Raw genomic sequence first — 23,667 nt, 5'->3', positions numbered from 1 at the left:
ATGACAGACTTCAAACAAGACAGAGCCATTTATCTGCAGATGGCAGAAAGGATATGCGACGAGATACTTGCAGGCAAGTATAATGCAGACGACCGCATTCCAAGTGTTCGCGAACTGGCCGTATTGCTCGAAGTAAATACAAATACCGTTGTAAAGACTTACGACCTTCTGCTACAATGGGAAATAATATATACCAGACGCGGCCTGGGATATTTCGTTACGGAAAATGCTCTTCAGAAAATAAGACAGACTAAGGGAGAAAAATTCATGAATGAGAACCTGCCGGAACTGTTCCGTCAGATGGAATTGCTTGAAATACCTATAGAAACTATAGTCAAAAAATGGAAGGAATTTAAAGAGAAATAATAGCCGGGAGACATTATAAAAAAATGAACTGTCGTTTCACTTAAAACGCCTTGTCGTTTTAGGTAAAATGACAGTTCATTTTTTTTCATATTATTATCAGTCCTGATAATACACTCTTTTCACACGCATAGAAACGCTGGTCAATATCTCATAAGGTATAGTATCAAGCCACTCTGCCAAGGTTGTGACGGGCAGGTTTTCGCCAAACACTTCCACCTTGTCACCTTCCTTACAGTCTATATCAGTGACATCTATCATACAAACATCCATACAAATATTTCCAACGTACGGAGCTTTCTTTCCATTTACAAGGCAATACCCTTTTCCATTTCCCAGCCTACGGTTCAATCCGTCGGCATAACCAATAGGTATAGCTGCGATACGTGAATCTCTTTCCAGTATTCCCTTTCGGCTATAGCCTACAGTATCCTCTGCTTTCACATCATGTATCTGCAATATGGTAGTCTTAAGCGTGCTTACGTTGTTTATCATTTTTCCGGTATAAGGATCTATTCCATATAATCCTATACCAAGCCTTACCATATCGAACTGTGCTCCCGGATATCTTTCTATACCGGCTGTGTTACAGATATGGCGCAATATCTTATATGAAAATCCTTCCTGAAGTTTTGCTGCCGCCGCTTCAAATGTTTCAATCTGTCTGCGGGTAAATGCATCGAAACGATTAGAATCACTTCCTACCAGATGAGAGAACACCGAACGTGGTATTACCGCCGACTGACGTTTCAACCGTTCAACCAACTGTGGCAACTGTTCAGGCTCAAAACCTAAACGGTTCATTCCGGTATTGATTTTCACATGAATAGGGAAATTGCTGACACCTTCCCTCTCGGCTGCCTTAATAAGTTCTTCCAATATATTGAAACTATACACCTCCGGTTCAAGGTGATAGTCGAACATTGTCTTGAACGCCGTAAGTTCAGGATTCATTATTATAATAGGACAGTTAATTCCTGCCTTGCGCAAATCCGCACCTTCATCGGCCACTGCAACAGCCAGATAATCCACTCTATGCTCTTCCAGTGTTTTCGCAATCTCAAAAGGTCCAGCCCCATAGGCCGAAGCCTTAACCATGCAGACCATCTTAGTTTCAGGTTTAAGTTTATTGCGGAAATGGTTAAGATTGTCTGTCAAAGCCCTAAGGTTGATTTCAAGTATCGTTTCGTGCACCTTTAGCTCTATGTAATCAGTAATATCGTCAAAATGGAACGCGCGTGCTCCCTTAATCAATACCACTTCATTTCTCAGCGAATCCAGTATTCCGGACTCCATGAGCTCAGAAGTCTTGTTGAAGAAATATTTTTCAATCTGGAAACGTGATGCCGATGCCGATATTTCAGGTCCTACACCAATAATCTTATCTACCCCACGGCTATGTACAAGCTCTGCCACCTGTCTGTACAGCAGTTTGCTGGTCTGTCCACTCTCAAGAATATCCGACAAAATCAATGTACGTTTCTTGCCTTTATCTTCTGTTCTGCGTGACATGAAGTCGAGAGCAATATCCAATGATGCGAAATCAGAGTTATAACTGTCGTTTATCAGGATACAGCCATTCTTTCCTTCTTTTACCTCCATTCGCATTGCCACAGGTTCCAGTGTAAGCATTCTTTCGGCTATCTCTTCCGGAGAAATCATCAGATACAGAGCTACGGCCAGACAGTTTATGGAATTTTCAATTGAAGCATCGTCAATAAACGGAATACGATATTCCTTCATAAATCCCAAATAGCGGTATTTGATATCAGTATAGCTGCTGCACTTGTCTATACTTTCGATATACAGCGGACGCTCCATGTCTTTTGTGGACCACGCAATTTCCTTTGCTCCGAACAGCGATTTTGTCACACAACTGCTTATCAGTTCATTATCACCGTTATATATTACAACATCACAATCCTTGAACAGCTGAAGTTTCTCCATGCACTTGTCCTGTACGGATGTGAAGTTCTCTTGATGTGCACCGCCGATATTTGTAAGAACACCTATAGTAGGACGGATTATTGGCTTCAGTTCTTCCATCTCCCCCATTTCCGATATACCGGCTTCGAATATACCAATTTCTGTGTTCTCGTTCATCAGCCATACAGACAGAGGTACTCCTATCTGTGAGTTATAGCTTCTTGGGGAACGGGTCACTACCCTGCTTGGACTGATAATATGATAAAGCCACTCCTTGACCACTGTCTTACCGTTACTTCCGGTAATTCCAATCACAGGCACATCGAAGAGTTCTCTGTGACTTGCGGCAAGGCGCTGAAGCGATTTTAAGGTATTTGAAACCTTCAGGAAGTTGCAGTTCTGAAATCCTGACATATCTTCAGGCAAATCAGTAACCACAAAGTTTCTCACACCGCGGTTATACAATTCAGCTATATATTTGTGACCATCATTCCTTTTTGTCTTTAAAGCAAAAAAAAGAGTTTCTTCCGGAAAGCACAATGACCGGCTATCGGTAAGTATCCAGTCTATTTTAGCAGGAACATCGCCTATACGCTCTGCATTCAAAACGGATGTTATTTCTTCAATTGTATGCGACATAATTCTATTTCCTTTTCGACATCTAAGTACGTGAATTTTTCCTTTAGTGCCTCTATTTTTAACAGTATTTGACTTAAAAAGTCACGATAGGCTTCACTTTGTGGATTGAAAGGCTTATGCCCTAAGGCACGCCTGATTTCATTCCATGAGTTTATTATTTTTACAGTTTCTTTATTGAAATAAGATTCTGAAAATCTTTCCCAGATATAATCAACTGCCATTGATGAAGGATGTAGCATATCATCCGAATAGAAACGGTAATCACGCAATTCATCCATCACTATTTCGTATGAAGGGAAATAGTAACAGTTGTCATTTTCCGAACATATCCTGTCTATTGCAAGCAGCAATACAGACTTGCTTATCTGATTTCCATGCATTCCATCCTTGGCATGCCTTATTGGACTGACGGTAAACATAATTTTTATCTCCGGATTAACAATTCTAAGTCGTGATATCAATTCTTTATATGAATTTGCTATTTCTTCCACATCAAGCAGACTTCGTGAAAACAGTTTCTCGTTCAATTTATGGCAATTGCCTACTATACAGCCGTTTTCCTTCCATTTATACACTCGTGCCGTACCGAAGGTGAGAAGAAGCCAATCGGATTTCAGAAGAAAATCAGAACTATAATCAATGCGTCTGTTTATCTGCTCCAGGCAGACATTCTTTTCGGACGACGAGAACGAGCTGTGATGCATCAGACTGAACCATACACCGCGCGATTGCATCAAATCGTCGCCGGTATATATTTTTTTATCAAGCAATTGATTTAGAGCCGCATATATTGACATCGGATTATACAGGACTCCGAAAGGATTTATATCGCTTCTGAATTTATTGTCTGAAAGTTTGTTACCTATGTTTTCTGTAAAACATGACCCAATCAGCATCAATCTGTCAGAATGCTTTATTTCACACTGCCCTACAGGCAATTCTGCCTTGGTTATCAGTTCCATATTCTTCTGTTTTTGTTATTTTTTAGTGCAAATGTAACCACATTATGTATATTTATAGTACTTTTGTGGAAGAAATGTTTAATTAATGTATAGATGGAACATAACACATCATATAAATTCCTTAACGAAATTGACAGTCCTGAAGACCTCCGCAAACTTCCGGTTGAAGATTTGCCAGAAGTATGTAGAGAATTGCGTGAGATGATAATTGACGAACTCTCACGAAATCCGGGACATTTTGGTTCCAGTCTGGGAGTAATAGAACTTACAGTTGCATTACATTACACATTTTCCACACCATACGACCGTATAGTATGGGATGTGGGACATCAGGCATACGCTCACAAAATACTGACTGGAAGACGTGACAGATTTAGTACAAACCGAAAGCTAAACGGTCTTGCACCTTTCCCGACACCTTCCGAAAGCGAATACGACACTTTTACATGCGGACACGCATCCAATTCAATATCTGCAGCTTTAGGTATGGCTGTAGCCGCAAAGCTGAAAAACGAGACTAACAGACACATTGTTGCCGTCATAGGAGACGGTTCAATGAGTGGGGGACTTGCTTTCGAGGGATTGAACAATGCTTCGGCCACTCCAAACAATCTGCTCATTATCCTCAACGACAACAATATGGCTATAGACCGTAGCGTTGGCGGAATGAAACAATATCTGCTCAATCTGCACACATCCGAAGGATATAACCGTTTCCGCAACGTGATGTCCAGACAGATGTCGAAATGGGGATTTCTTACTGACGAAAGAAGAAAAGCAATTATACGTTTCAATAATAGCGTGAAGTCGCTACTCATGCAGCAACAGAATATTTTCGAAGGCATGAACATAAGATACTTCGGTCCTATAGACGGACACGATACAGTATCTATGATAAAGGTACTGAACGAAATAAAAGACATGAGCGGACCGAGACTACTGCACATTCATACCGTAAAAGGCAAAGGATATAAGCCTGCAGAAGAGTGTGCTACGGAATGGCATGCACCCGGAAAATTCGACAAAACCACAGGAGAAAGAATAAAGCCTTGTGCCGAAGGAATGCCTCCGCTGTTTCAGGAAGTATTCGGCAACACATTGCTTGAACTTGCACAGTCTAATAAAAAAATAGTAGGTGTAACTCCCGCCATGCCTTCAGGATGTTCCATGAACATAATGATGAAGGAAATGCCTAACAGAGTATTCGACGTAGGAATAGCGGAAGGACATGCGGTGACATTCTCGGCTGGAATGGCGAAAGACGGACTAATACCTTTCTGCAACATATATTCTACATTCATGCAAAGAGCATACGACAATGTGATACATGATGTAGCAATTCAAAAACTCAATGTCGTAATGTGTCTTGACAGAGCCGGACTTGTGGGAGAAGACGGTGCTACGCACCATGGTATATTCGATATAGCATACATGAGGATTATACCTAATCTTACAATTGCCGCCCCTATGGATGAGCACGAACTGAGAAAGCTGATGTACACAGCACAGCAGCCTGACATGGGACCTTTTGTTATAAGATATCCTCGTGGACGTGGAATGCTGACCGACTGGAAATGCGAATTTGAGGCTATACCTGTGGGAAAAGGACGACTACTGAAAGAAGGTAAGGATATGGCTGTCATCACATTGGGCCCTATAGGATACAAGGCACAAAAAGCTATAGAAAGGATGGAAAGCGAAACAAATCTAAGCATAGCACACTATGACCTCAGATTCGTTAAACCGCTTGACAAGGAAATGCTGGACAGCATAGGTAAAAACTTCAGGAAGATTATAACAATAGAAGACGGAGTGCTTTCAGGTGGTGCCGGCAGTGCTGTCATGGAATTTATGTCGGACAACGGATATAATGTTGATATAAAAAGACTTGGTATAAAAAACTGCTTCGTACAACATGGCGCTGTAAACGAACTGTACAAGATATGCGGGCTTGACGAAGAAAGCATATATCAATTTATTAAAGATTTTAGATAACAATAATTTTAATATATAAGTCGTGAAAATAATAATAGCAGGTGCAGGTGCTGTAGGTACACATCTGGCAAAACTTCTTGCCGGAGAAGATCAGGACATTATCCTGATTGATGAAGATCAGGAAAAATTGGGGAAAATGAGCAGTAATCTTGATATGATGACTGTGAACTACTCTCCTACCTCTATTAATGGATTAAAGGAAGCAGGGGTGGCAGGAGCCGACCTGTTTATTGCGGTTACTCCTGACGAAAGCCGCAATATGACCGCATGCATGCTGGCCAATAATCTTGGAGCAAAAAAGACGGTAGCCAGAATAAACAACTACGAATATCTTCTTCCCAAGCATAAAGAATTCTTTAGCGGATTGGGAGTAAATTCACTCATTTACCCGGAAATGTTGGCTGCCAAGGAAATTGTTGACGCCGTAAAGATGAGCTGGATAAAGCAATGGTGGGAATTTGCCGGAGGTTCGCTCATCATGATAGGTGTGAAAATGAGAGAACAGGCAGAAATTCTGAATGTTCCTTTCCACGAATTAGGAGGACAAGGTATTCCGTTCCACATAGTAGCAATAAAAAGGGGAAACGAAACAATTATACCTAGAGGTGACGACTACGTAAAACTAAACGATATTGTTTATTTCACCACTACAAAGAAATATATACCATACATCAGAAAAATATCAGGATGCGAAAATGAAGCGGACGTAAGAAGTGTCATGATCATGGGTGGAGGCAGAATAGCTGTACGTACAGCACAATATCTGCCTGAATACATGAAAATCAAGATCATAGAGATGGACGAAAACAGATGCAACAGGCTTACTGAAATCGTGGATGATGATGTTATGGTTATCAACGGCGACGGACGCGACATGGAACTTCTTATTGAAGAAGGTATCAAAAACACGGAAGCCTTTGTTGCACTGACAGGCAATTCGGAGACAAACATTCTTGCGTGCCTTGCAGCCAAACGTATGGGGGTGAGCAAAACAGTGGCAGAAGTGGAAAACGTTGATTATATAAGTATGGCGGAAAGCCTTGATATCGGTACCGTTATCAATAAAAAATATATTGCGGCAAGCCATATTTATCAGATGATGCTCAAGGCTGATGTGTCAAACGTAAAATGTCTGACTTTCGCAAATGCCGACGTAGCGGAATTCATTGTAAAAGAAGGTTCCAGAATAACAAAAGCACAGGTAAAGGATATCGGATTGCCTAAAGGAGCTACAATAGGAGGACTCATCAGAAATGGAGAAGGTGTACTCGTAACAGGTAACACTACTATCCAAAAAGATGACCACGTGGTAGTATTCTGCCTTGGGGCAATGATTAAAAAATTAGAGAAATATTTCGGATAATATGTTTTTTAACATAGGAATAATCAATTTTACGCAAAATATATTCTAACTTTGCGCGAAAGATTGAAAAGGTAATAGTTTTTTTATATGATTTATTGGTTAAGGATAATATTTTTGAGCATACTGTCTCTTCTTGTTTTTCAGAGCATGGAAGAAAATGTCATTTCTGCTTACATGACAGATACATGCGCTGAGAACATATTATCTGATACTGATAAAAATATATCATTCGAGGAATCATCCTCAGACGATTACCTGCTACGGACAATAAATCACATTCTGAAATCAAGATATGCCGAACTGTCTGTATCTGTCTGTATATCCACTTCAGGTTGTAAAGATAATAATGACAGTAAATTCACGCAGATTCTAAGCGGAAAAGAGACTTGCAATAATACCGTTTATAAACATTATTGTACAGATCGAGAAAAGCATTTCAACAGGCATAATCTGATAAATTCTCCAAAAGAATATTACATCTATACATTGGAAAAAATTATCATTTAGATATTTTTCTGATGTCTTCCTTCATATTTTCATATGGAGAAAAGACTTCGTGTACGAACACAGTCTATATAAAGCATAAAAACAATAATCTAAAATAATAAATCATGTATTTTATTTTTTTAATCGTAGTAATTCTCACAGCAATTGCTTTGGTAGTGGCAGCCATGACCATAGCCAAACTAATCGCCCCCCGCTCATTCAATCCACAGAAAGGAGAGCCTTATGAATGTGGTATCCCCACAAGGGGTGAGTCGTGGGTGAAATTCAAAGCAGGCTACTACCTGTTTGCCATTCTGTTTCTGATGTTCGACATCGAGACAGTGTTCCTCTTTCCATGGGCAGTGGTAGTTGCGCGGACAGGGGTCTATGCCTTGGCAGGCGCGGCCTTCTTCCTGGGAATACTCATTTTAGGCCTTGCATACGCATGGCGGAAAGGAGCGCTGGAATGGAAATAAAGAAACGCACGGGCATACGCAGTATGCAGTATGAAGAGTTTACGAACAACGACTATCTGGAGCGCATGGTACGCCGGCTGAATGCCGACGGCGCGGGAGTGATAGTAGGTATGGCTGACGAGCTGATAAACTGGGGACGGAGCAATTCGCTATGGTCGCTCACGTTCGGAACAAGCTGTTGCGCCATAGAGTTCATGGCGCTGGGAGCGGCACGCTATGACATGGCGCGTTTCGGTTTCGAGGTGACCCGCAACTCGCCGCGACAGGCGGACATGATAATGGTGCTGGGAACCATCACCCACCGTATGGCTCCGGTGCTGAAGCGTCTGTACGACCAGATGGCCGAACCGAAATATGTGGTGGCTGTGGGCGGATGCACCATAAGCGGCGGGCCGTTCAGGCGGTCGTATCATGTGGTGAACGGTATAGACAAGATTATACCTGTGGATGTGTTCATCCCGGGATGTCCTCCGCGTCCGGAGGCGTTCTACTACGGAATGATGCAGCTGCAGAGGAAAATAAAGGTGGAACGTTTCCTGGGAGGAGTGAACCGGAAAGCTAATGAATAATGAATAATTAATAATTAAAAATGAACCAACGGTCAGCGAAGCTGATAATTAAGGTGATGACATCAACCCATTATTAATTCTTAATTTTTAATTATTAATTGAATAACGTTATTAACTGTTAATTGAACAAAATGATTTCTGACAATATAACAACTGTAAGACCTGAAGAGCTGGCGGCCATGGCGGAACGGCTGAGGTACGACGCGGCGGAACCTATGGACTATCTGCGCGACATCGTGGGTATGGACTGGGGCGAAGAGGGTCTGGGCGCGCTGTACTACATGGAATGTACCTCTACGGGCAGCCGCCGTGTGCTGAAAACTGCCACTAAGGACAGGGAAAACGCGTTTCTGCCGTCGGTCTGCCATCTGTGGAAAACGGCAAAGATCAAGGAACGCGAGGTGTTCGATTTCTTCGGCATCCGCTTCACGGGAAATCCGGACATGCGCCGCATCTTCCTGCGCGAGGACTGGAAGGGATTCCCTCTGCGCAAGGATTACGATATGGACTCCAATCCGCTGAACATGGAGAATGAGGTGAACGCCGACGTGACGGAGGAATACACCCTGCGTCCGGACGGAACCATAGAGGGACGGGAGAACACGGTGTTCGGCAAGGAGGATTTCGTGGTGAACATCGGTCCGCAGCATCCTTCCACTCACGGCGTGCTGCGTATGCGTACTTCTATCGACGGCGAGAACATACGCCACATCGATCCTGTGCTGGGATATATCCACCGCGGGATAGAGAAGATGAACGAGAGCCTTACTTATCAGCAGACTCTGGCGCTGACGGACAGGCTGGACTATCTGAGCGCGCATCAGAACCGTCATGCGCTGTGCATGTGCATCGAGCAGGCGGCGGGAATAGAGATTTCGGAACGCGCGCAGTATATCCGCACGATAATGGACGAGCTGCAGCGTATCGACTCGCATCTGCTGTTCTACTCGTGTCTGGTGATGGATATGGGCGGACTGACTCCTTTCTTCTACGGATTCAGGGAGAGGGAGATGATTCTGGACATTATGGAGGAGACTACGGGCGGACGCCTGATTCAGAACTATAACGTGATAGGCGGCGTGCAGGCGGATCTTCATCCGGACTTCCGGCGCAAGGTGAAGGAGTTTATCAGGCATCTGCGCAGCGTGATAAAGGATTATCACGACATCTTTACGGGGAACGTGATAGCACGACAGCGTCTGATAGGCGTGGGTGTTCTCTCGCGCGAGGATGCCATTTCGCTTGGCACCACCGGCGGTACGGGACGTGCTTCGGGATGGAGCAACGACGTGAGGAAGCATCATCCGTATGCGATGTACGACAAGGTGGATTTCCGCGAGATCACGCGTACGGAGGGCGACTCGTTTGCGCGCTACATGGTGCGTATGGACGAGATTATGGAGTCGTGCCACATCATAGAGCAGCTTATCGACAATATCCCGGAAGGGGAATACCGCGTGAAGACGAAACCTGTGATAAAGCTGCCTGAAGGTAACTTCTCGACATCGGTGGAGAGCAGCCGCGGCGAGTTCGGGGTGATGCTGGAGAGTCATGGCGACAAGTATCCTTACCGTCTGCATTACCGCTCTACGGGTCTGCCGCTGGTGGATGCCATGGACACGGTGTGCCGCGGACAGAAGATTGCGGACCTGATTGCGATAGGCGGTACGCTGGATTTCGTGATTCCGGATATAGACCGATGACTAATTAAAAATTAAAAATTAAAAATTAATAATGGGTGGATGACATCAACTCATTTTTAATTATTAATTATTAATTCTTAATTGAACAACGTTCTTAATTATTAATTATTAATTGAATAAAATGTTTGACTATTATAATCTTGAACCGCTCCTGATGTGGATTCACAGCACAATGTGCAGCCTGATGCCCGAATGGATGGCCTTCACGATAGAGGGTATTGCCGTGGGGGTGTTCATCATGGTGATGTATGCGGTGCTTGCCATTATCCTTATATATATGGAGCGAAAGGTGTGTGCGGCTTTCCAGTGCCGTATCGGACCGGATCGTGTGGGCGGACGCGGAGGACTTCTGCAGGTGCCTGCCGACGTAATTAAAATTCTTACAAAGGAGATTATATCTCTGAAAAACTCGGACAAGTTCCTGTACGGGCTGGCTCCGTTTCTGGTGATCATGGCGTCAATCCTGACATTCTCGTGTCTGCCATGGAACAAGGGGGGCGAAATCCTGCATATGAACATCGGTATATTCTTCGTGCTGGCGGCTTCGTCCATCGGTGTGCTGGGTATCCTGCTGGCGGGATGGAGCAGCAACAGCAAATATACGCTTATCGGAGCCGTGCGAAGCGGAGCGATGATTATCAGCTACGAGCTGTCAATAGGTATAAGCGTGCTCACCATGGTTATCCTGTGCGGAACTATGGATATTCAGGAGATTGTGGCTTATCAGGAAAACGGATGGAACATCTTCAAGGGGCATATCCCGGCGGTGATGGCGTTCGTCATCTATCTGATAGCGGGTAATGCGGAGGCCAACCGTGCGCCGTTCGACCTGGCGGAAGCTGAACAGGAGCTTACTGCCGGGTATCACACTGAATATTCGGGTATGCACTTCGGATTTTTCTATCTGGCGGAATATCTTAACCTGTTCATCACTTCCGGAATAGCTGTCACTCTGTTCCTGGGCGGATGGATGCCGCTGCACATTGTGGGGCTGGACGGGTTCAACGCCGTGATGGACTACATCCCCGGGATGATATGGTTCGTGGGAAAGACTTTCTTCGTGGTGTTCCTGCTGATGTGGATAAGATGGACTTTCCCCCGATTGAGAATAGACCAGGTGCTTATACTGGAATGGAAATACCTGATGCCGCTGTCGCTGCTGGTATTAATGATTATGACCGTAATGAAGGTGTTCGGTCTGGTGTTTTAATATTAAGTTGTTAGATTCTAGTTGTTAGAACTAAAGACTAAGAACCAACAACTAAAAACTGAAAAACTATGGGATCTTTTAAAGAATATATCAACGGATATGCCTTCGGAGTGAAGAGCCTGCTTGTGGGTATGCGCACATCGATGAAGGTGTTCATGCAGAAAAAGGTGACGGAACGCTATCCGGAAAACAGACATACCACACTGCACATTCCGGAACGCCACCGCGCCATGCTGGTGATGCCGAAGGATGAAAACGGAAACAACAAGTGCATTGCCTGCGGGCTGTGCCAGATGGCGTGTCCTAACGGAACCATTCACATCACAAGCGAGACACGCGAGACGGAAGACGGAAAGAAAAAGAAATTCCTGGTGAAATATGAATACGACCTTGGCTCGTGCATGTTCTGCCAGCTGTGTGTGAACGCCTGTCCGCACGACGCGATACGCTTCAGCAACCATTTTGAGAACGCGGTGTTCGAAAGGGAGAAGCTGATACTTACATTAAATGAATAATTAATAATGAAAAATTAATAATGGGTGGATGACATCGACCAATTATTAATTATTAACTTTTAATTTTTAATTAACAAACATGTTTTCACTTTTTGAAATAGCATTTTATGTTGTGGCCCTTTGTATCATAGTATTTTCCGTACTGGCGGTCACTACAAGCAGCATACTGCGCTCGGCTACATATCTGCTGTTCGTGCTTCTCAGCACGGGAGGTATATATGCCATACTGGGATACACTTTCCTGAGCGCTGTCCAGCTGATGGTCTATGCGGGAGGTATCATAGTGCTCTACGTGTTCTCCATATTGCTGACACGTTCCTCCGGAACAATGAAATATAAGATACGCCGCGGCAAGATGGCCAGTGTGTTGCTGACCAGCCTTGTGGGTATGGCGCTGGTGATGTTCCTAATCGCTACAAACGGCTTTGCGCTGAACATGATTCCACAGGGTGTGGAGCTTCCGGTGAAGAATATCGGCGAGGCCCTCATCGGAACAGAAAAGTATCAGTTCGTATTGCCTTTCGAGGTCATGAGCGTGCTGTTGCTGGCCTGCATGATAGGAGCTATTATGATTGCAAGAAAAAGAAACTAAAAACAAAGGATTATGGAAATAGAAGTACACGTTATACACTATCTGGTGATAAGTACAGTGATGCTGTTCTGCGGAATATACGGTTTCTTCACACGCAAGAACCTGCTGGCACTGCTCATCTCGGCCGAACTGATGCTTAACGCCACGAACATCAACTTCGCGGTGTTCAACAGATATCTCTTTCCGGGACATCTGGAAGGACATTTCTTCAGCCTGTTCGGTATAGCCATAGCTGCGGCGGAAACTGCAGTGGCAATAGCCATTATCATCAATGTTTACAGAAATATAAACAAGATCCTTACCGATGACATTTCGGAGATGAAGGGATAAAAAACTTAATGTACATGGAATATACTATATTTATACTGGCCCTGCCGGTGCTTAGCTTTCTGGTTCTGGCTCTGGCGGGAATGAAAATGCCTCACAAGGTGGCAGGAGCGATAGGAACTCTGTCGCTGGCGGCTGTCACTGTGCTGAGCTATATCACAGCCGTGGGATATTTCACTGCGCAGCGCACCGCAGAAGGACTTTTGCCTGTCTCTACGCCGTGGAACTTCAGTTGGCTGCCGTTCACGGAGTCGCTGCACATCGACATGGGTATCATGCTGGATCCTATCTCGGTGATGATGCTGGTGGTTATCTCTACCGTGTCGCTCATGGTGCACATCTATTCGTTCGGATATATGAAAGGGGAACGCGGGTTCCAGCGTTATTACGCTTTCCTCTCGCTGTTCACCTTCTCAATGCTGGGACTGGTGGTGGCTACCAACATCTTCCAGATGTACGTGTTCTGGGAGCTTGTGGGCGTTTCGTCATATCTGCTCATCGGTTTCTATTATACCAAGCCTGAGGCTATAGCGGCTTCTAAGAAGGCTTTCATCGTGACACGTTTCGCCGATCTGGGATTTCTTATCGGTATCCTGCTCTACGGCTACTATATGCAGACTTTCACCTTCTCTCCTTCCGAAGAACAGCTGATGAAGGCGGGCATGGTGTTGCCTTGGGCCCTCGGCCTGATGTTCGTGGGTGGTGCCGGAAAGAGTGCCATGTTCCCTCTGCACATCTGGCTGCCTGACGCCATGGAAGGCCCTACTCCGGTATCGGCCCTGATTCATGCGGCTACTATGGTTGTGGCTGGCGTGTATCTCGTGGCAAGGATGTTCCCTCTGTTCATCGGCTTCGCTCCGCAGACTCTTCACTGGGTGGCATACATCGGAATGTTCACCGCTTTCTATGCCGCTACGGTGGCTTGCGTGCAAAGCGACATCAAGCGTGTGCTTGCGTTCTCTACCATCTCGCAGATTGGTTTCATGATGGTGGCTCTGGGCGTATGTACAAGCCTTGACCCTCACGAAGGCGGACTGGGATATATGGCCTCAATGTTCCATCTGTTCACTCACGCCATGTTCAAGGCGCTGCTCTTCCTCGGCGCGGGATGTGTGATACATGCTGTCCACAGCAACGAGATGTCGTTCATGGGCGGACTGAGGAAATATATGCCTGTCACTCACATCACTTTCCTTATAGCTTGCCTTGCCATCGCGGGTATTCCTCCGTTCTCAGGCTTCTTCTCAAAGGATGAAATTCTTACGGCTTGCTTCCGCTTCAGCCCTGTTGCGGGATGGATAATGACTGTCATTGCCGGAATGACGGCTTTCTATATGTTCCGTCTTTACTATTGCATCTTCTGGGGTAAGACGAACGAAAATTATGCGCATCACACTCCGCACGAAAGCCCTGTGGTGATGACATTGCCGCTCATCATCCTTGCGGCCATCACGGTTGTGGCAGGATGGGCAATGCCTTTCGGACATTTCGTTTCAAGCAACGGACATGCGTACGACATTCATCTTGACACTACAGTAGCTGCCACAAGCATCGTCGTAGCGGTAATAGCGATACTTATCGCCACATGGATGTATGCAGGAAAGACTCAGCCTGTGGCAGACATGCTTCAGAAGAAGTTCAGCGGTCTGCATCACGCTGCCTACCGCCGTTTCTTCATGGACGAGGTCTGGATGTTTGTCACAAAGAAGATTATCTTCCGTTGCATCTCTACTCCTCTTGCATGGTTCGACCGTCACGTAATCGACCAGTTCATGAACTTCATGGCCTGGGGCACGAACGCTGCCGGCGAAACAGTACAGCCTATGCAGAGTGGAAAGATTCAGACTTACACCATGTGGTTCCTGGGAGGTATTATCGTCCTGACTGCGGCACTTATCCTACTGTGATAAAACCACATTTACTCAACAAGCTTTCAGCTTTTAATTATTAATTTTTAATTATTAATTGAAACAATGAATATATTAAGTTTATTTGTAATAGTCCCTTTGGTAATGCTGCTCGGTCTGTGGCTGGCAAAAGGCATAAACCAGGTGAGAGCGGTAATGGTTGCCGGTTCTACCATCCTGCTGGGACTTTCCGTATGGCTCACCATAGCCTACATCGGGCTTAGAAACGGAGGAGCTACAGAAGAAATGCTCTTCACCGCAAGCACTCCATGGTATGAGCCGCTGAATATATGCTACTCTGTCGGAGTAGATGGTATATCTGTAGTGATGCTGCTGCTCAGCTCTATAATAGTATTCACAGGTACATTCGCTTCATGGCGTCTGCAGCCTATGACGAAAGAATATTTCCTCTGGTTCACTCTTCTGAGTACCGGAGTTTTCGGTTTCTTCATCTCTACCGACCTCTTCACCATGTTCATGTTCTACGAGGTTGCGCTCATCCCTATGTATCTGCTCATCGGCGTATGGGGAAGCGGAAAGAAGGAATATGCCGCCATGAAGCTTACCCTCATGCTTATGGGTGGTTCGGCATTCCTGCTCATCGGTATCCTTGGCATATATTATGGTGCCGGAGCCGAGACTATGAACATCCTTGAGATTGTGAACCACAAGATACCTACAGAGTATCAGCGTCTGTTCTTCCCGTTGGTTTTTGTCGGCTTCGGAGTATTTGGAGCCTTGTTCCCGTTCCACACATGGAGCCCTGACGGTCACGCTTCGGCGCCTACTGCAGTATCAATGCTCCACGCCGGAGTACTGATGAAACTTGGAGGCTACGGCTGCTTCCGCATCGCTATGTATCTTATGCCTACCGGTGCAGCCATCTGGGGTGATTTCTTCCTCGTTCTGACAACAATCTCTGTAGTATATGGCGCATTCAGCGCAGTGGTACAGACCGATTTGAAATACATCAACGCATACTCTTCAGTGAGTCACTGCGGTCTGGTTCTTTTCGCCCTTCTGATGATGACTAAGGTCAGCGCCACAGGTGCCATCCTGCAGATGCTGAGCCACGGACTTATGACAGCATTGTTCTTTGCCCTGATAGGTATGATTTACGGAAGGACTCACACCCGCGACATCCGCCAGCTCAGAGGCCTGATGAAGATTATGCCGTTCCTGGCTGTGGGATACGTCATTGCCGGTCTTGCTAACCTCGGTCTTCCGGGATTGAGCGGTTTCATTGCCGAAATGACTGTTTTTGTAGGTTCGTTCCAGAACCCTGACAACTTCCACCGCGTCTGCACAGTGATTGCCACAATGAGTATCGTGATAACCGCTGTATATATCCTCCGTGTGGTAGGAAAGATTCTTTACGGCACTTGCGAAAATCCCGAGCATCTGAAACTCACCGACGCTACTTGGGACGAAAGATTTACCGTAATCTGTCTTATCGCTGCCGTAGCCGGACTCGGACTTGCGCCATTCTGGGTGAGCGATGTAATCAGCTACAGCGTAGAACCTATTATTTCGGCAATAGTGAGATAAATAATAATTAATAATGAATAATTAATAATTAAAAATGGGTGGATGCTATCACTTTTAATTATTAACTCTTAATTATTAATTGAGCGACGTTTTTAATTATTAATTTTTAATTCTTAACTAAAAAAACATGTTTCAATTTATACCAATGCAGGCAGAAATCAGTCTCGCGGCCATAATGGTGATAATCCTCCTGGCTGACCTGATTCTGAAAGAACCTCACCACAAGACTTTGCAGACTATGGCATGCACTCTGATGGTGATACAGATTGTCCTGAACATACAACCGGCAGCCGGAGAGTATTTCGGCGGAATGTACCACTGTACACCGGTAGCATCTGTGGTGAAAACAATACTAACCGCAGGAACACTCCTCGTGTTTATGCAATCCGGCGAATGGATTTCGGCTCCTGACACACGCCATAAGGCAGGAGAGTTTTACGTAATAACCATAAGCACACTCCTGGGAATGTATTTCATGGTGAGCGCAGGCAGTTTCATACTGTTCTACGTAGGCCTTGAACTAGCCAGTATCCCGATGGCGTGTCTCATCGCATTCGACAAGTGGAAGCACCACAGCGCCGAGGCAGGGGCAAAGTTCATACTGAACTCTATGTTCTCATCCGGTCTGATGCTGTACGGTCTTTCTCTGATTTACGGTACATGCGGCACAACCTACTTTGCCGACATGACAGCAAGCATCACAGGCACACCTCTGCAGATACTTGCCATGGTGTTCTTCTTTGCCGGTCTGGGCTTCAAGCTGAGCCTTGTGCCGTTCCATAACTGGACTCCGGACACATACCAGGGCGCGCCTACAGCAGTGGCAGGCTATCTGTCAGTCATCTCGAAAGGTGCCGCAGCATTCACACTGATGAGCATCCTGACAAAAGTGTTCGCTCCGATGTCCGACCGCTGGGAACTGATGCTGAGCATCGTCATCGTACTGACTATCACACTGGCAAATATATTCGCTATACTGCAGGACAACATGAAAAGATTCATGGCATACAGTAGTATATCACAGGCAGGATATATCATGCTTGCAGTAATTGCAGGCAACACTCAGGGTACCGCATCACTGATATACTACGTGACAGTATATATCGTGGCGAACCTTGCAGTATTCGGTGTTATAGGGGCAATAGAAAGACATACACTGGGCGAAACATATGCCAATGCAGACAAGGCTGAAGGTGAACTTCCGGAAAACGCCCTCTCACGTTCTGATGAGACAGTGAAATCAGAATATGCCGTAAGCCGCAGCGCATATGCAGGACTTTACCGTACCAATCCGCGCCTTACATTCGTTATGACACTCGCCATGTTCTCACTTGCCGGAATTCCTCCGTTTGCAGGATTCTTCAGCAAGTTCTTCGTGTTTGCTTCGGCTTTCAACGCAGGTCACTGGCTGGTAGTGTTCCTGGCACTTGTAAACACCGTAATCTCGCTTTACTACTATCTGCTTGTGGTAAAAGCCATGTATATCACTCCTAACGACAACCCGCTACCACACTTCCGCAGTCCGTGGCTGACACGTGTCTCACTTGCGGTATGTCTGGCAGGAATAATCCTGCTTGGTATAATAAGCAGTGTATATGGAGGAATAGAGTCGGTAGCAGGACTATAATACATATAAATATCATAAAGAGACGCCGGCAGGAATGTTATTTCTGTCGGCGTTTGCCGTTTTTCGCCCCTCCGCTGTAACCGATATGTAACCGATACGTAAACGTATTATAAACATATGGAAACATCCAAGTAACACCACAGAAGTAATTTTGCCCCTGAAAACAAAAGGATAGAAAGAATGAACGACATTAAGAAACTGATGCTTGTATCTCCAATGCTGATGGCGGCGGTAAGCATGCAGGCTATTGACGTTAAAGGGGTGATAATTGACAAGGCTACCGGCGAACCGCTAATAGGCGCAACCGTACAGATAGAGGGAACAACAACCGGAGCCGTTACGGACATCGACGGAAGATTCGAACTTGGTAATGTCAAAGACAGGGACATACTGATAATCCAATACGTAGCCTACCAGTCACAACGTATTACAGTCGATAAGAATCTGAAAGGGGAAATCACAATAGCCATGAGCACTGACAACCAGCAGCTGGACGAGGTGACAGTGGTGGCAAAGAAAAACCTTGAGGGAGAACGCGCACTGATGATGGAGAGACAGAAATCGAGCGTGGCGATAGAGAACCTCGGTGCAAAGGAGATGAGCACAAAAGGTATTTCGAACGTGGCCGAAGGCGTGAAAAAGATATCAGGAATATCAATCGCATCGGCAGGACAGATAATAGTGCGCGGTCTGGGCGACAGATACAGCACCACCACACTGAACGGACTTCCGATAGCATCGCCTAATCCGGACAACAAGCTTATCCAGCTCGACATATTCCCTACATCCACAGTGAAGAACATCACAGTGAGCAAGGTATATGAGGCAAACACTTTCGCCGACTATTCCGGAGCGCACATCGATATAGGCACGAAAGAACAGACAGGCGAAGATTTCTTCAACATTTCATTCAATACAGGCGGCAAATTCAATACTCTGGGCCAGGACATGTACCGCATGGATCACGAAGGAACTCTCTTCAGAACTCCAAAGCTGAACAGCACATATACAGAAATGGATCTGACGGATTTCGAAAACTATGCCCGCCACAACAAGCTTTTCAACACCACATTCGACGTATCAAAAAGAAAAGCCCTGCCTGAGTTCGGAGGAAACATAGGCTTCGGAAAGAACTTCGACCTGGCAGGAAACAACCTGAGCGTGCTGGCATCCATAGGCGTGAGCAACGGACAGCAGCTGATGAAGGACGCATACGTACGCACGCTTGAAGCCACAGGAAACACACTGAACAACTTCTCGTACGACAGCTATACCAACGAATTGAAGCTTGCCTCACTTGCCAGCGTAGGCTACTCGTTCAGGAAGCAGGATCTGCTGAGCTATACTTTCTTCTACGCCCGCAACGCATCGGACACATACATGCGCCGCGAAGGTGTGGATTACGAAGACCACAATCTGATAGGCAGCAACAGCGTGTCGCACATCTACAGCCTGCAGAACCACCAGCTCAGCGGCAAGCACTACATAAAGGACGCATGGAGCATCAACTGGAGCGGCTCGTACAGCAAGACATCGAGCGCCGAACCGGACAGACGCCAGGTGATGTTCGAAGTGCAGGACGACAACTCGCTGGAGCTCTTCAAGCTGAACCGCCAGGAGACGATGAGATACTTCGGATCGCTGGACGAAAACGAATGGGTGGCAAACCTCATGAGCGACTATAAATTCGGCGACAGCAACAAGATACAGGCCGGAGTGACCTACAAGGACAAACAGCGCGACTACAAGGCCACACGCTTCTACTACAACCTGAACAAGCTGAACCCCACAATCACAGACATTTACACCCCGAGCGAATATATCAATCAGGAGAACATCGAGAACGAACTGCTCACCATCAATCTGGTGAACCAGCCGAAAGACCAGTACCGTGCAGGCAACAGCATCATTGCCGGATATATCCTTGCCGACTACTATCCGATAGAGTCTCTTCTTCTGAACCTCGGAGTGAGATACGAATACTCACGCCAGTGGGTTGACTACCACACCGACGGCGGACGCCCCGAGAGAAGCGAGCTGAACACAGGCGACCTCTTCCCTGCAGCCAACTTCCGCTATCAGATGAACAGCGACAACAGCCTGCGCTTCTCATTCTCGCGCACAGTGACCCGCCCGTCGTTCATCGAGATGGCCCCGTTCCTCTATCAGGAATCATACGGCGCGTCGCAGATACGTGGTAACGCCGACCTGCAGAACGGCTACAACTACAACTTCGACCTCCGCTACGAACTCTTCCGTCAGAACGGCGACATGATTTCCGCCACCGCCTACTACAAGCACCTCGAGAGTCCGATAGAACGAATCCAGGAACTCTCCGGAGGAGCCACAGTACAGTCGTTCCGAAATGCCGACAACGGTATGGCAGCCGGAGTGGAAGTGGAGTTCCGCAAGGAAATCGTCAAAGACCTGCGTCTGGGAGCAAACGCCTCGTTCATGTACACCAACGTGAAGCTTCCCGAAGGAGGAGTATATACCAACGACCAGCGAGCACTGCAGGGAGCGTCACCTTATCTGGTCAATGCCGACCTGACCTACAGCCCGCGCATAGACGATGACAGGCAGATATCAGCCGCCCTGCTCTACAACCTTCAGGGACCGCGCATCCACACAGTAGGTATCTCAGGACTTGGCGACGTAAAGCAGCAGGCAGTCCACACACTGAACTTTGCCGGAAGCATGAAGCTGAACAGCCGCGTATCGGTAAAACTCCAGGTCAACGACCTCCTCAACCAACCTGTAATCTTCCGCCAGGAAGTTCCAAAGACAGGCGAGACACTTGAAGTGGAAAGATTCAAACGCGGAAGCAGCTTCGAGATAGGAGTTTCATATACGCTTTAATTAAGAATGAATAATTAAAAATTAATAATTAAAAATTGGGAACTGCAAGTCAGCGAAGCTAATTAAGAACTGCAAGTCAGCGAAGCTAATTAAATAGAGACTGAAAACATAACAAATAAAACATTTCAAAAAAACTTTTTATGAAAAAGAATTGGAAACTTGCCACTCTCGCACTGGCAACAACAGGACTGCTGTTCACTACAGCATGTACAGAAGACACTATCGGCGACGGCGGTAACGGCAACATCGCCGACAATCTCCTCAACGCCGATATCACAGAAGACGTCACTCTGAAAGCAGGCGAAACCTACACTCTCGACGGAGGTATCCACGTAAAGAACGGAGCCACTCTGAAAATCGAGCCGGGAGTAAAGATTGAAGCCATCCACGACAACAAAGTCGATTACATCCTCATAGAACAGGGAGCCAAAATCGACGCCCAGGGTACAGCCACCCAGCCCATCGTCATGACTTCACAGAAGAAGGAAGCCGGAGCATGGGGCGGACTCCACATCTGCGGATACGCGCCTACAAACGTAGGCACAGGCACATCAGAGATAGGTGACGCCACATACGGAGGCGACAAAGCTGACGACAATTCCGGCGTTCTGAAATACGTCCGTATGGAATACACAGGTTATGCCTTCAGCGAAGACAAGGAATCAAACGGTATCACATTCTACGGCGTCGGTAGCGGAACTACAGTGGATTACGTTCAGGCCTTCATGGGCTCCGACGACGGTTTCGAGTTCTTCGGCGGCTCGGTAAATATCCGCCATGCGGTAGTGACCGACTGCAGCGACGACTCGTTCGACTGGACAGAAGGATGGAACGGAAAAGGCCAGTACCTCGTGGCATACCAGGGAAGCAAGGACGAGATAGGCTACGACTGCGACTGCCTGATGGAATGCGACAACCACAGCACAAACTTCGCAGCCACTCCGGTATCGTTCCCTACACTGGCCAACGTAACCCTTGTGGGCAACGGTGGAACAGCACAGGGTGTACGCCTTCGCGCCGGAACAAAGGTAGGCCTCTATAACACCATCATCACAGGCAAGGGAAAATGCCTCACAGTAGAAACCGCACCTACAGAAAGCGCCCTGAAGAACGGCGAGTCAAAGCTTAACTACGTCACTATAGGTTCAGGTTTCACAAGCAAGGAAAACATCTATACACAGAGCGACTTCCTCGCCGCGGAAAACAACAACGAAGTGAAAGACCTCACACCGATACTCAGATCATTCTACGTCGGTACAGCCGAAGGAGGCCGGAATATGAGCACTGTAGATTCATTCTTCGACGCCGCAGAATATCGCGGAGCCGTTCCTGCCGACAACGACTGGACAGCAGGATGGACACTTTCAAGCGGATCGGAAGCTCAGGAGATAGAAGAGCTGAAAGGCACAGTGACATCCGATGTCACCCTGGCTGCAGGAAAGACATACTATCTGACAGGCGACTACACAGTGAAAAGTCCTGCCACACTCACCATAGAAGAAGGAGTGACAATCATAGCCAAACACGACAACACCGTTGACTACATCCTGGTGGAACAGGGAGCCAAAATCAATGCTGTAGGTACAGCCGAAAACCCTATCGTCATGACATCCGAAAAGAAAGAAGCCGGAGCATGGGGCGGACTCCACATCTGCGGAAAAGCGCCTATCAACGTACAGGGCGGCAAGGGAACATCCGAAATAGGTGACGCCGCATACGGCGGCGACGACGCGGCCGACAACTCCGGAAAATTGAGCTACATCCGTCTGGAATACACCGGCTATGCATTCAGCGAAGACAAGGAAGCCAACGGAGTGACATTCTACGGCGTGGGCAACGGAACTTCAGTAGATCATCTGCAGGCATACCGCGGTTCCGACGACGGTTTCGAATTCTTCGGAGGAACAGTCTGCGTGAAATACATGGTAGCCACAAGCTGCAGCGACGACTCATTCGACTGGACAGAAGGATGGTGCGGAAAAGGCCAGTTCATGGTGGCATACCAGGAAAACGAAGAAACACTGGGCTATGACTGCGACTGCCTGATGGAATGCGACAGCAACGACAAGGACAACTCGCTCACACCAGTCTCACATCCGGTACTGTCGAACCTGACACTTGTGGGCAACGGCAACGACGGTCGCGGAGTACGCCTGCGTGCCGGCACCGAAGTGGAACTCTACAATGCCATAATCACAGGCAAGGAGCAGCCTCTCACCGTGGAAACCGCGAACACGGAAAACGCGCTGAAAAACGGAATATCCCGATTGAACTACGTAGAGATATCAGGCGTATTGTCATCAAAACAGAACATCTATACCAACGACCTCTTCCAGGCAGCCGAAGGCAACAGGACAAACGCCACTTTCGCTCTTGAAGACAAATTCATCGGTACAGCAGACGGAGGAAAAGACATGTCGTCCGACTCATTCTTCACCGCAACCGACTACAAAGGAGCCGTCACCGCCGACGACAACTGGACAGCCGGATGGACTCTCTGATCCTCCGGAAACACGGAAATACACATACCCCCACGGGAAAACACACACCGGGACCGCCGCCACACCAGAAGCGACGGCCCCGGTTCTTTTATCAGAAAA

Annotated in this window: 18 protein-coding genes; 16 read left to right on the top strand and 2 right to left on the bottom strand. The window is 46.7% G+C overall.

The window, feature by feature from the left end:
* Entirely contained in the window at positions 1 to 366 is a 366-nt protein-coding gene (locus H6A61_RS01545; protein ID WP_204390501.1) for a GntR family transcriptional regulator, read from the top strand.
* Between the two features lie 96 nt (positions 367 to 462).
* Here the strand turns inward: H6A61_RS01545 and H6A61_RS01540 are convergent, their stop codons facing one another.
* Together H6A61_RS01540 and H6A61_RS01535 are read right to left on the bottom strand one after the other, a co-directional pair.
* Positions 463 to 2,928 (bottom strand): bifunctional UDP-N-acetylmuramoyl-tripeptide:D-alanyl-D-alanine ligase/alanine racemase, encoded by a 2,466-nt coding sequence (locus H6A61_RS01540; RefSeq protein ID WP_204390500.1) that lies wholly within the window; start codon positions 2,926 to 2,928, stop codon positions 463 to 465.
* The gene (locus H6A61_RS01535; protein ID WP_204390499.1) at positions 2,904 to 3,890 is read right to left on the bottom strand and encodes a GSCFA domain-containing protein; all 987 of its coding nucleotides are present in this window, start codon (positions 3,888 to 3,890) and stop codon (positions 2,904 to 2,906) included. Before H6A61_RS01535 ends, H6A61_RS01540 begins: the two co-directional genes overlap by 25 nt.
* A gap of 93 nt (positions 3,891 to 3,983) precedes the next feature.
* Between H6A61_RS01535 and dxs the strand changes: the two genes are divergently transcribed.
* The 15 genes from dxs (at position 3,984) to H6A61_RS16270 (ending at position 23,568) form a co-directional block, all read left to right on the top strand.
* Positions 3,984 to 5,885 (top strand): 1-deoxy-D-xylulose-5-phosphate synthase, encoded by a 1,902-nt coding sequence (dxs, locus tag H6A61_RS01530; protein WP_154043170.1) that lies wholly within the window; start codon positions 3,984 to 3,986, stop codon positions 5,883 to 5,885.
* Positions 5,886 to 5,907: 22 nt separating this feature from the next.
* Positions 5,908 to 7,248 (top strand): Trk system potassium transporter TrkA, encoded by a 1,341-nt coding sequence (gene trkA, locus H6A61_RS01525; protein WP_154043169.1) that lies wholly within the window; start codon positions 5,908 to 5,910, stop codon positions 7,246 to 7,248.
* A 114-nt stretch (positions 7,249 to 7,362) separates the two neighbouring features.
* On the top strand, positions 7,363 to 7,755 hold the full coding sequence (locus H6A61_RS01520) for a hypothetical protein (protein WP_204390498.1): 393 nt from the start codon (positions 7,363 to 7,365) through the stop codon (positions 7,753 to 7,755).
* Positions 7,756 to 7,859: 104 nt separating this feature from the next.
* A complete protein-coding gene (locus H6A61_RS01515; RefSeq protein ID WP_204390497.1) occupies positions 7,860 to 8,210 on the top strand; it encodes an NADH-quinone oxidoreductase subunit A in 351 nt (116 codons plus the stop codon).
* Positions 8,201 to 8,779, top strand: a complete 579-nt coding sequence (locus H6A61_RS01510; protein WP_204390496.1) for an NADH-quinone oxidoreductase subunit B — start codon at positions 8,201 to 8,203, stop codon at positions 8,777 to 8,779. Before H6A61_RS01515 ends, H6A61_RS01510 begins: the two co-directional genes overlap by 10 nt.
* A gap of 131 nt (positions 8,780 to 8,910) precedes the next feature.
* Positions 8,911 to 10,482 (top strand): NADH-quinone oxidoreductase subunit C, encoded by a 1,572-nt coding sequence (locus H6A61_RS01505; protein ID WP_204390495.1) that lies wholly within the window; start codon positions 8,911 to 8,913, stop codon positions 10,480 to 10,482.
* Positions 10,483 to 10,603: 121 nt separating this feature from the next.
* Entirely contained in the window at positions 10,604 to 11,692 is a 1,089-nt protein-coding gene (gene nuoH, locus H6A61_RS01500; protein WP_204390494.1) for an NADH-quinone oxidoreductase subunit NuoH, read from the top strand.
* Positions 11,693 to 11,760: 68 nt separating this feature from the next.
* Positions 11,761 to 12,207 (top strand): NuoI/complex I 23 kDa subunit family protein, encoded by a 447-nt coding sequence (locus H6A61_RS01495; RefSeq protein ID WP_204390493.1) that lies wholly within the window; start codon positions 11,761 to 11,763, stop codon positions 12,205 to 12,207.
* 79 nt (positions 12,208 to 12,286) lie between these two features.
* Positions 12,287 to 12,799, top strand: coding sequence for an NADH-quinone oxidoreductase subunit J family protein (locus H6A61_RS01490; RefSeq protein ID WP_204390492.1), 513 nt, complete (start codon positions 12,287 to 12,289; stop codon positions 12,797 to 12,799).
* Between the two features lie 12 nt (positions 12,800 to 12,811).
* On the top strand, positions 12,812 to 13,129 hold the full coding sequence (gene nuoK / locus H6A61_RS01485) for an NADH-quinone oxidoreductase subunit NuoK (protein ID WP_154043162.1): 318 nt from the start codon (positions 12,812 to 12,814) through the stop codon (positions 13,127 to 13,129).
* 14 nt (positions 13,130 to 13,143) lie between these two features.
* Positions 13,144 to 15,033, top strand: a complete 1,890-nt coding sequence (gene nuoL / locus H6A61_RS01480; protein WP_204390491.1) for an NADH-quinone oxidoreductase subunit L — start codon at positions 13,144 to 13,146, stop codon at positions 15,031 to 15,033.
* A 66-nt stretch (positions 15,034 to 15,099) separates the two neighbouring features.
* The gene (locus H6A61_RS01475) at positions 15,100 to 16,581 is read left to right on the top strand and encodes a complex I subunit 4 family protein (protein ID WP_204390490.1); all 1,482 of its coding nucleotides are present in this window, start codon (positions 15,100 to 15,102) and stop codon (positions 16,579 to 16,581) included.
* 127 nt (positions 16,582 to 16,708) lie between these two features.
* Positions 16,709 to 18,208: an NADH-quinone oxidoreductase subunit N gene (locus tag H6A61_RS01470; protein WP_239469051.1), complete on the top strand. Its 1,500-nt coding sequence runs from the start codon at positions 16,709 to 16,711 to the stop codon at positions 18,206 to 18,208.
* A gap of 180 nt (positions 18,209 to 18,388) precedes the next feature.
* Positions 18,389 to 21,067 (top strand): TonB-dependent receptor, encoded by a 2,679-nt coding sequence (locus H6A61_RS01465; protein ID WP_204390489.1) that lies wholly within the window; start codon positions 18,389 to 18,391, stop codon positions 21,065 to 21,067.
* Between the two features lie 140 nt (positions 21,068 to 21,207).
* Positions 21,208 to 23,568 (top strand): hypothetical protein, encoded by a 2,361-nt coding sequence (locus H6A61_RS16270; RefSeq protein ID WP_204390488.1) that lies wholly within the window; start codon positions 21,208 to 21,210, stop codon positions 23,566 to 23,568.
* Positions 23,569 to 23,667 lie beyond the last annotated feature (99 nt).

The sequence above is a fragment of the Bacteroides caecigallinarum genome, assembly GCF_016901995.1.
GTDB lineage: Bacteria > Bacteroidota > Bacteroidia > Bacteroidales > Bacteroidaceae > Phocaeicola > Phocaeicola cellulolyticus.
Note: the sequence above shows the minus strand (reverse complement) of the source record. Positions and strands in the feature narration are given on the sequence as shown.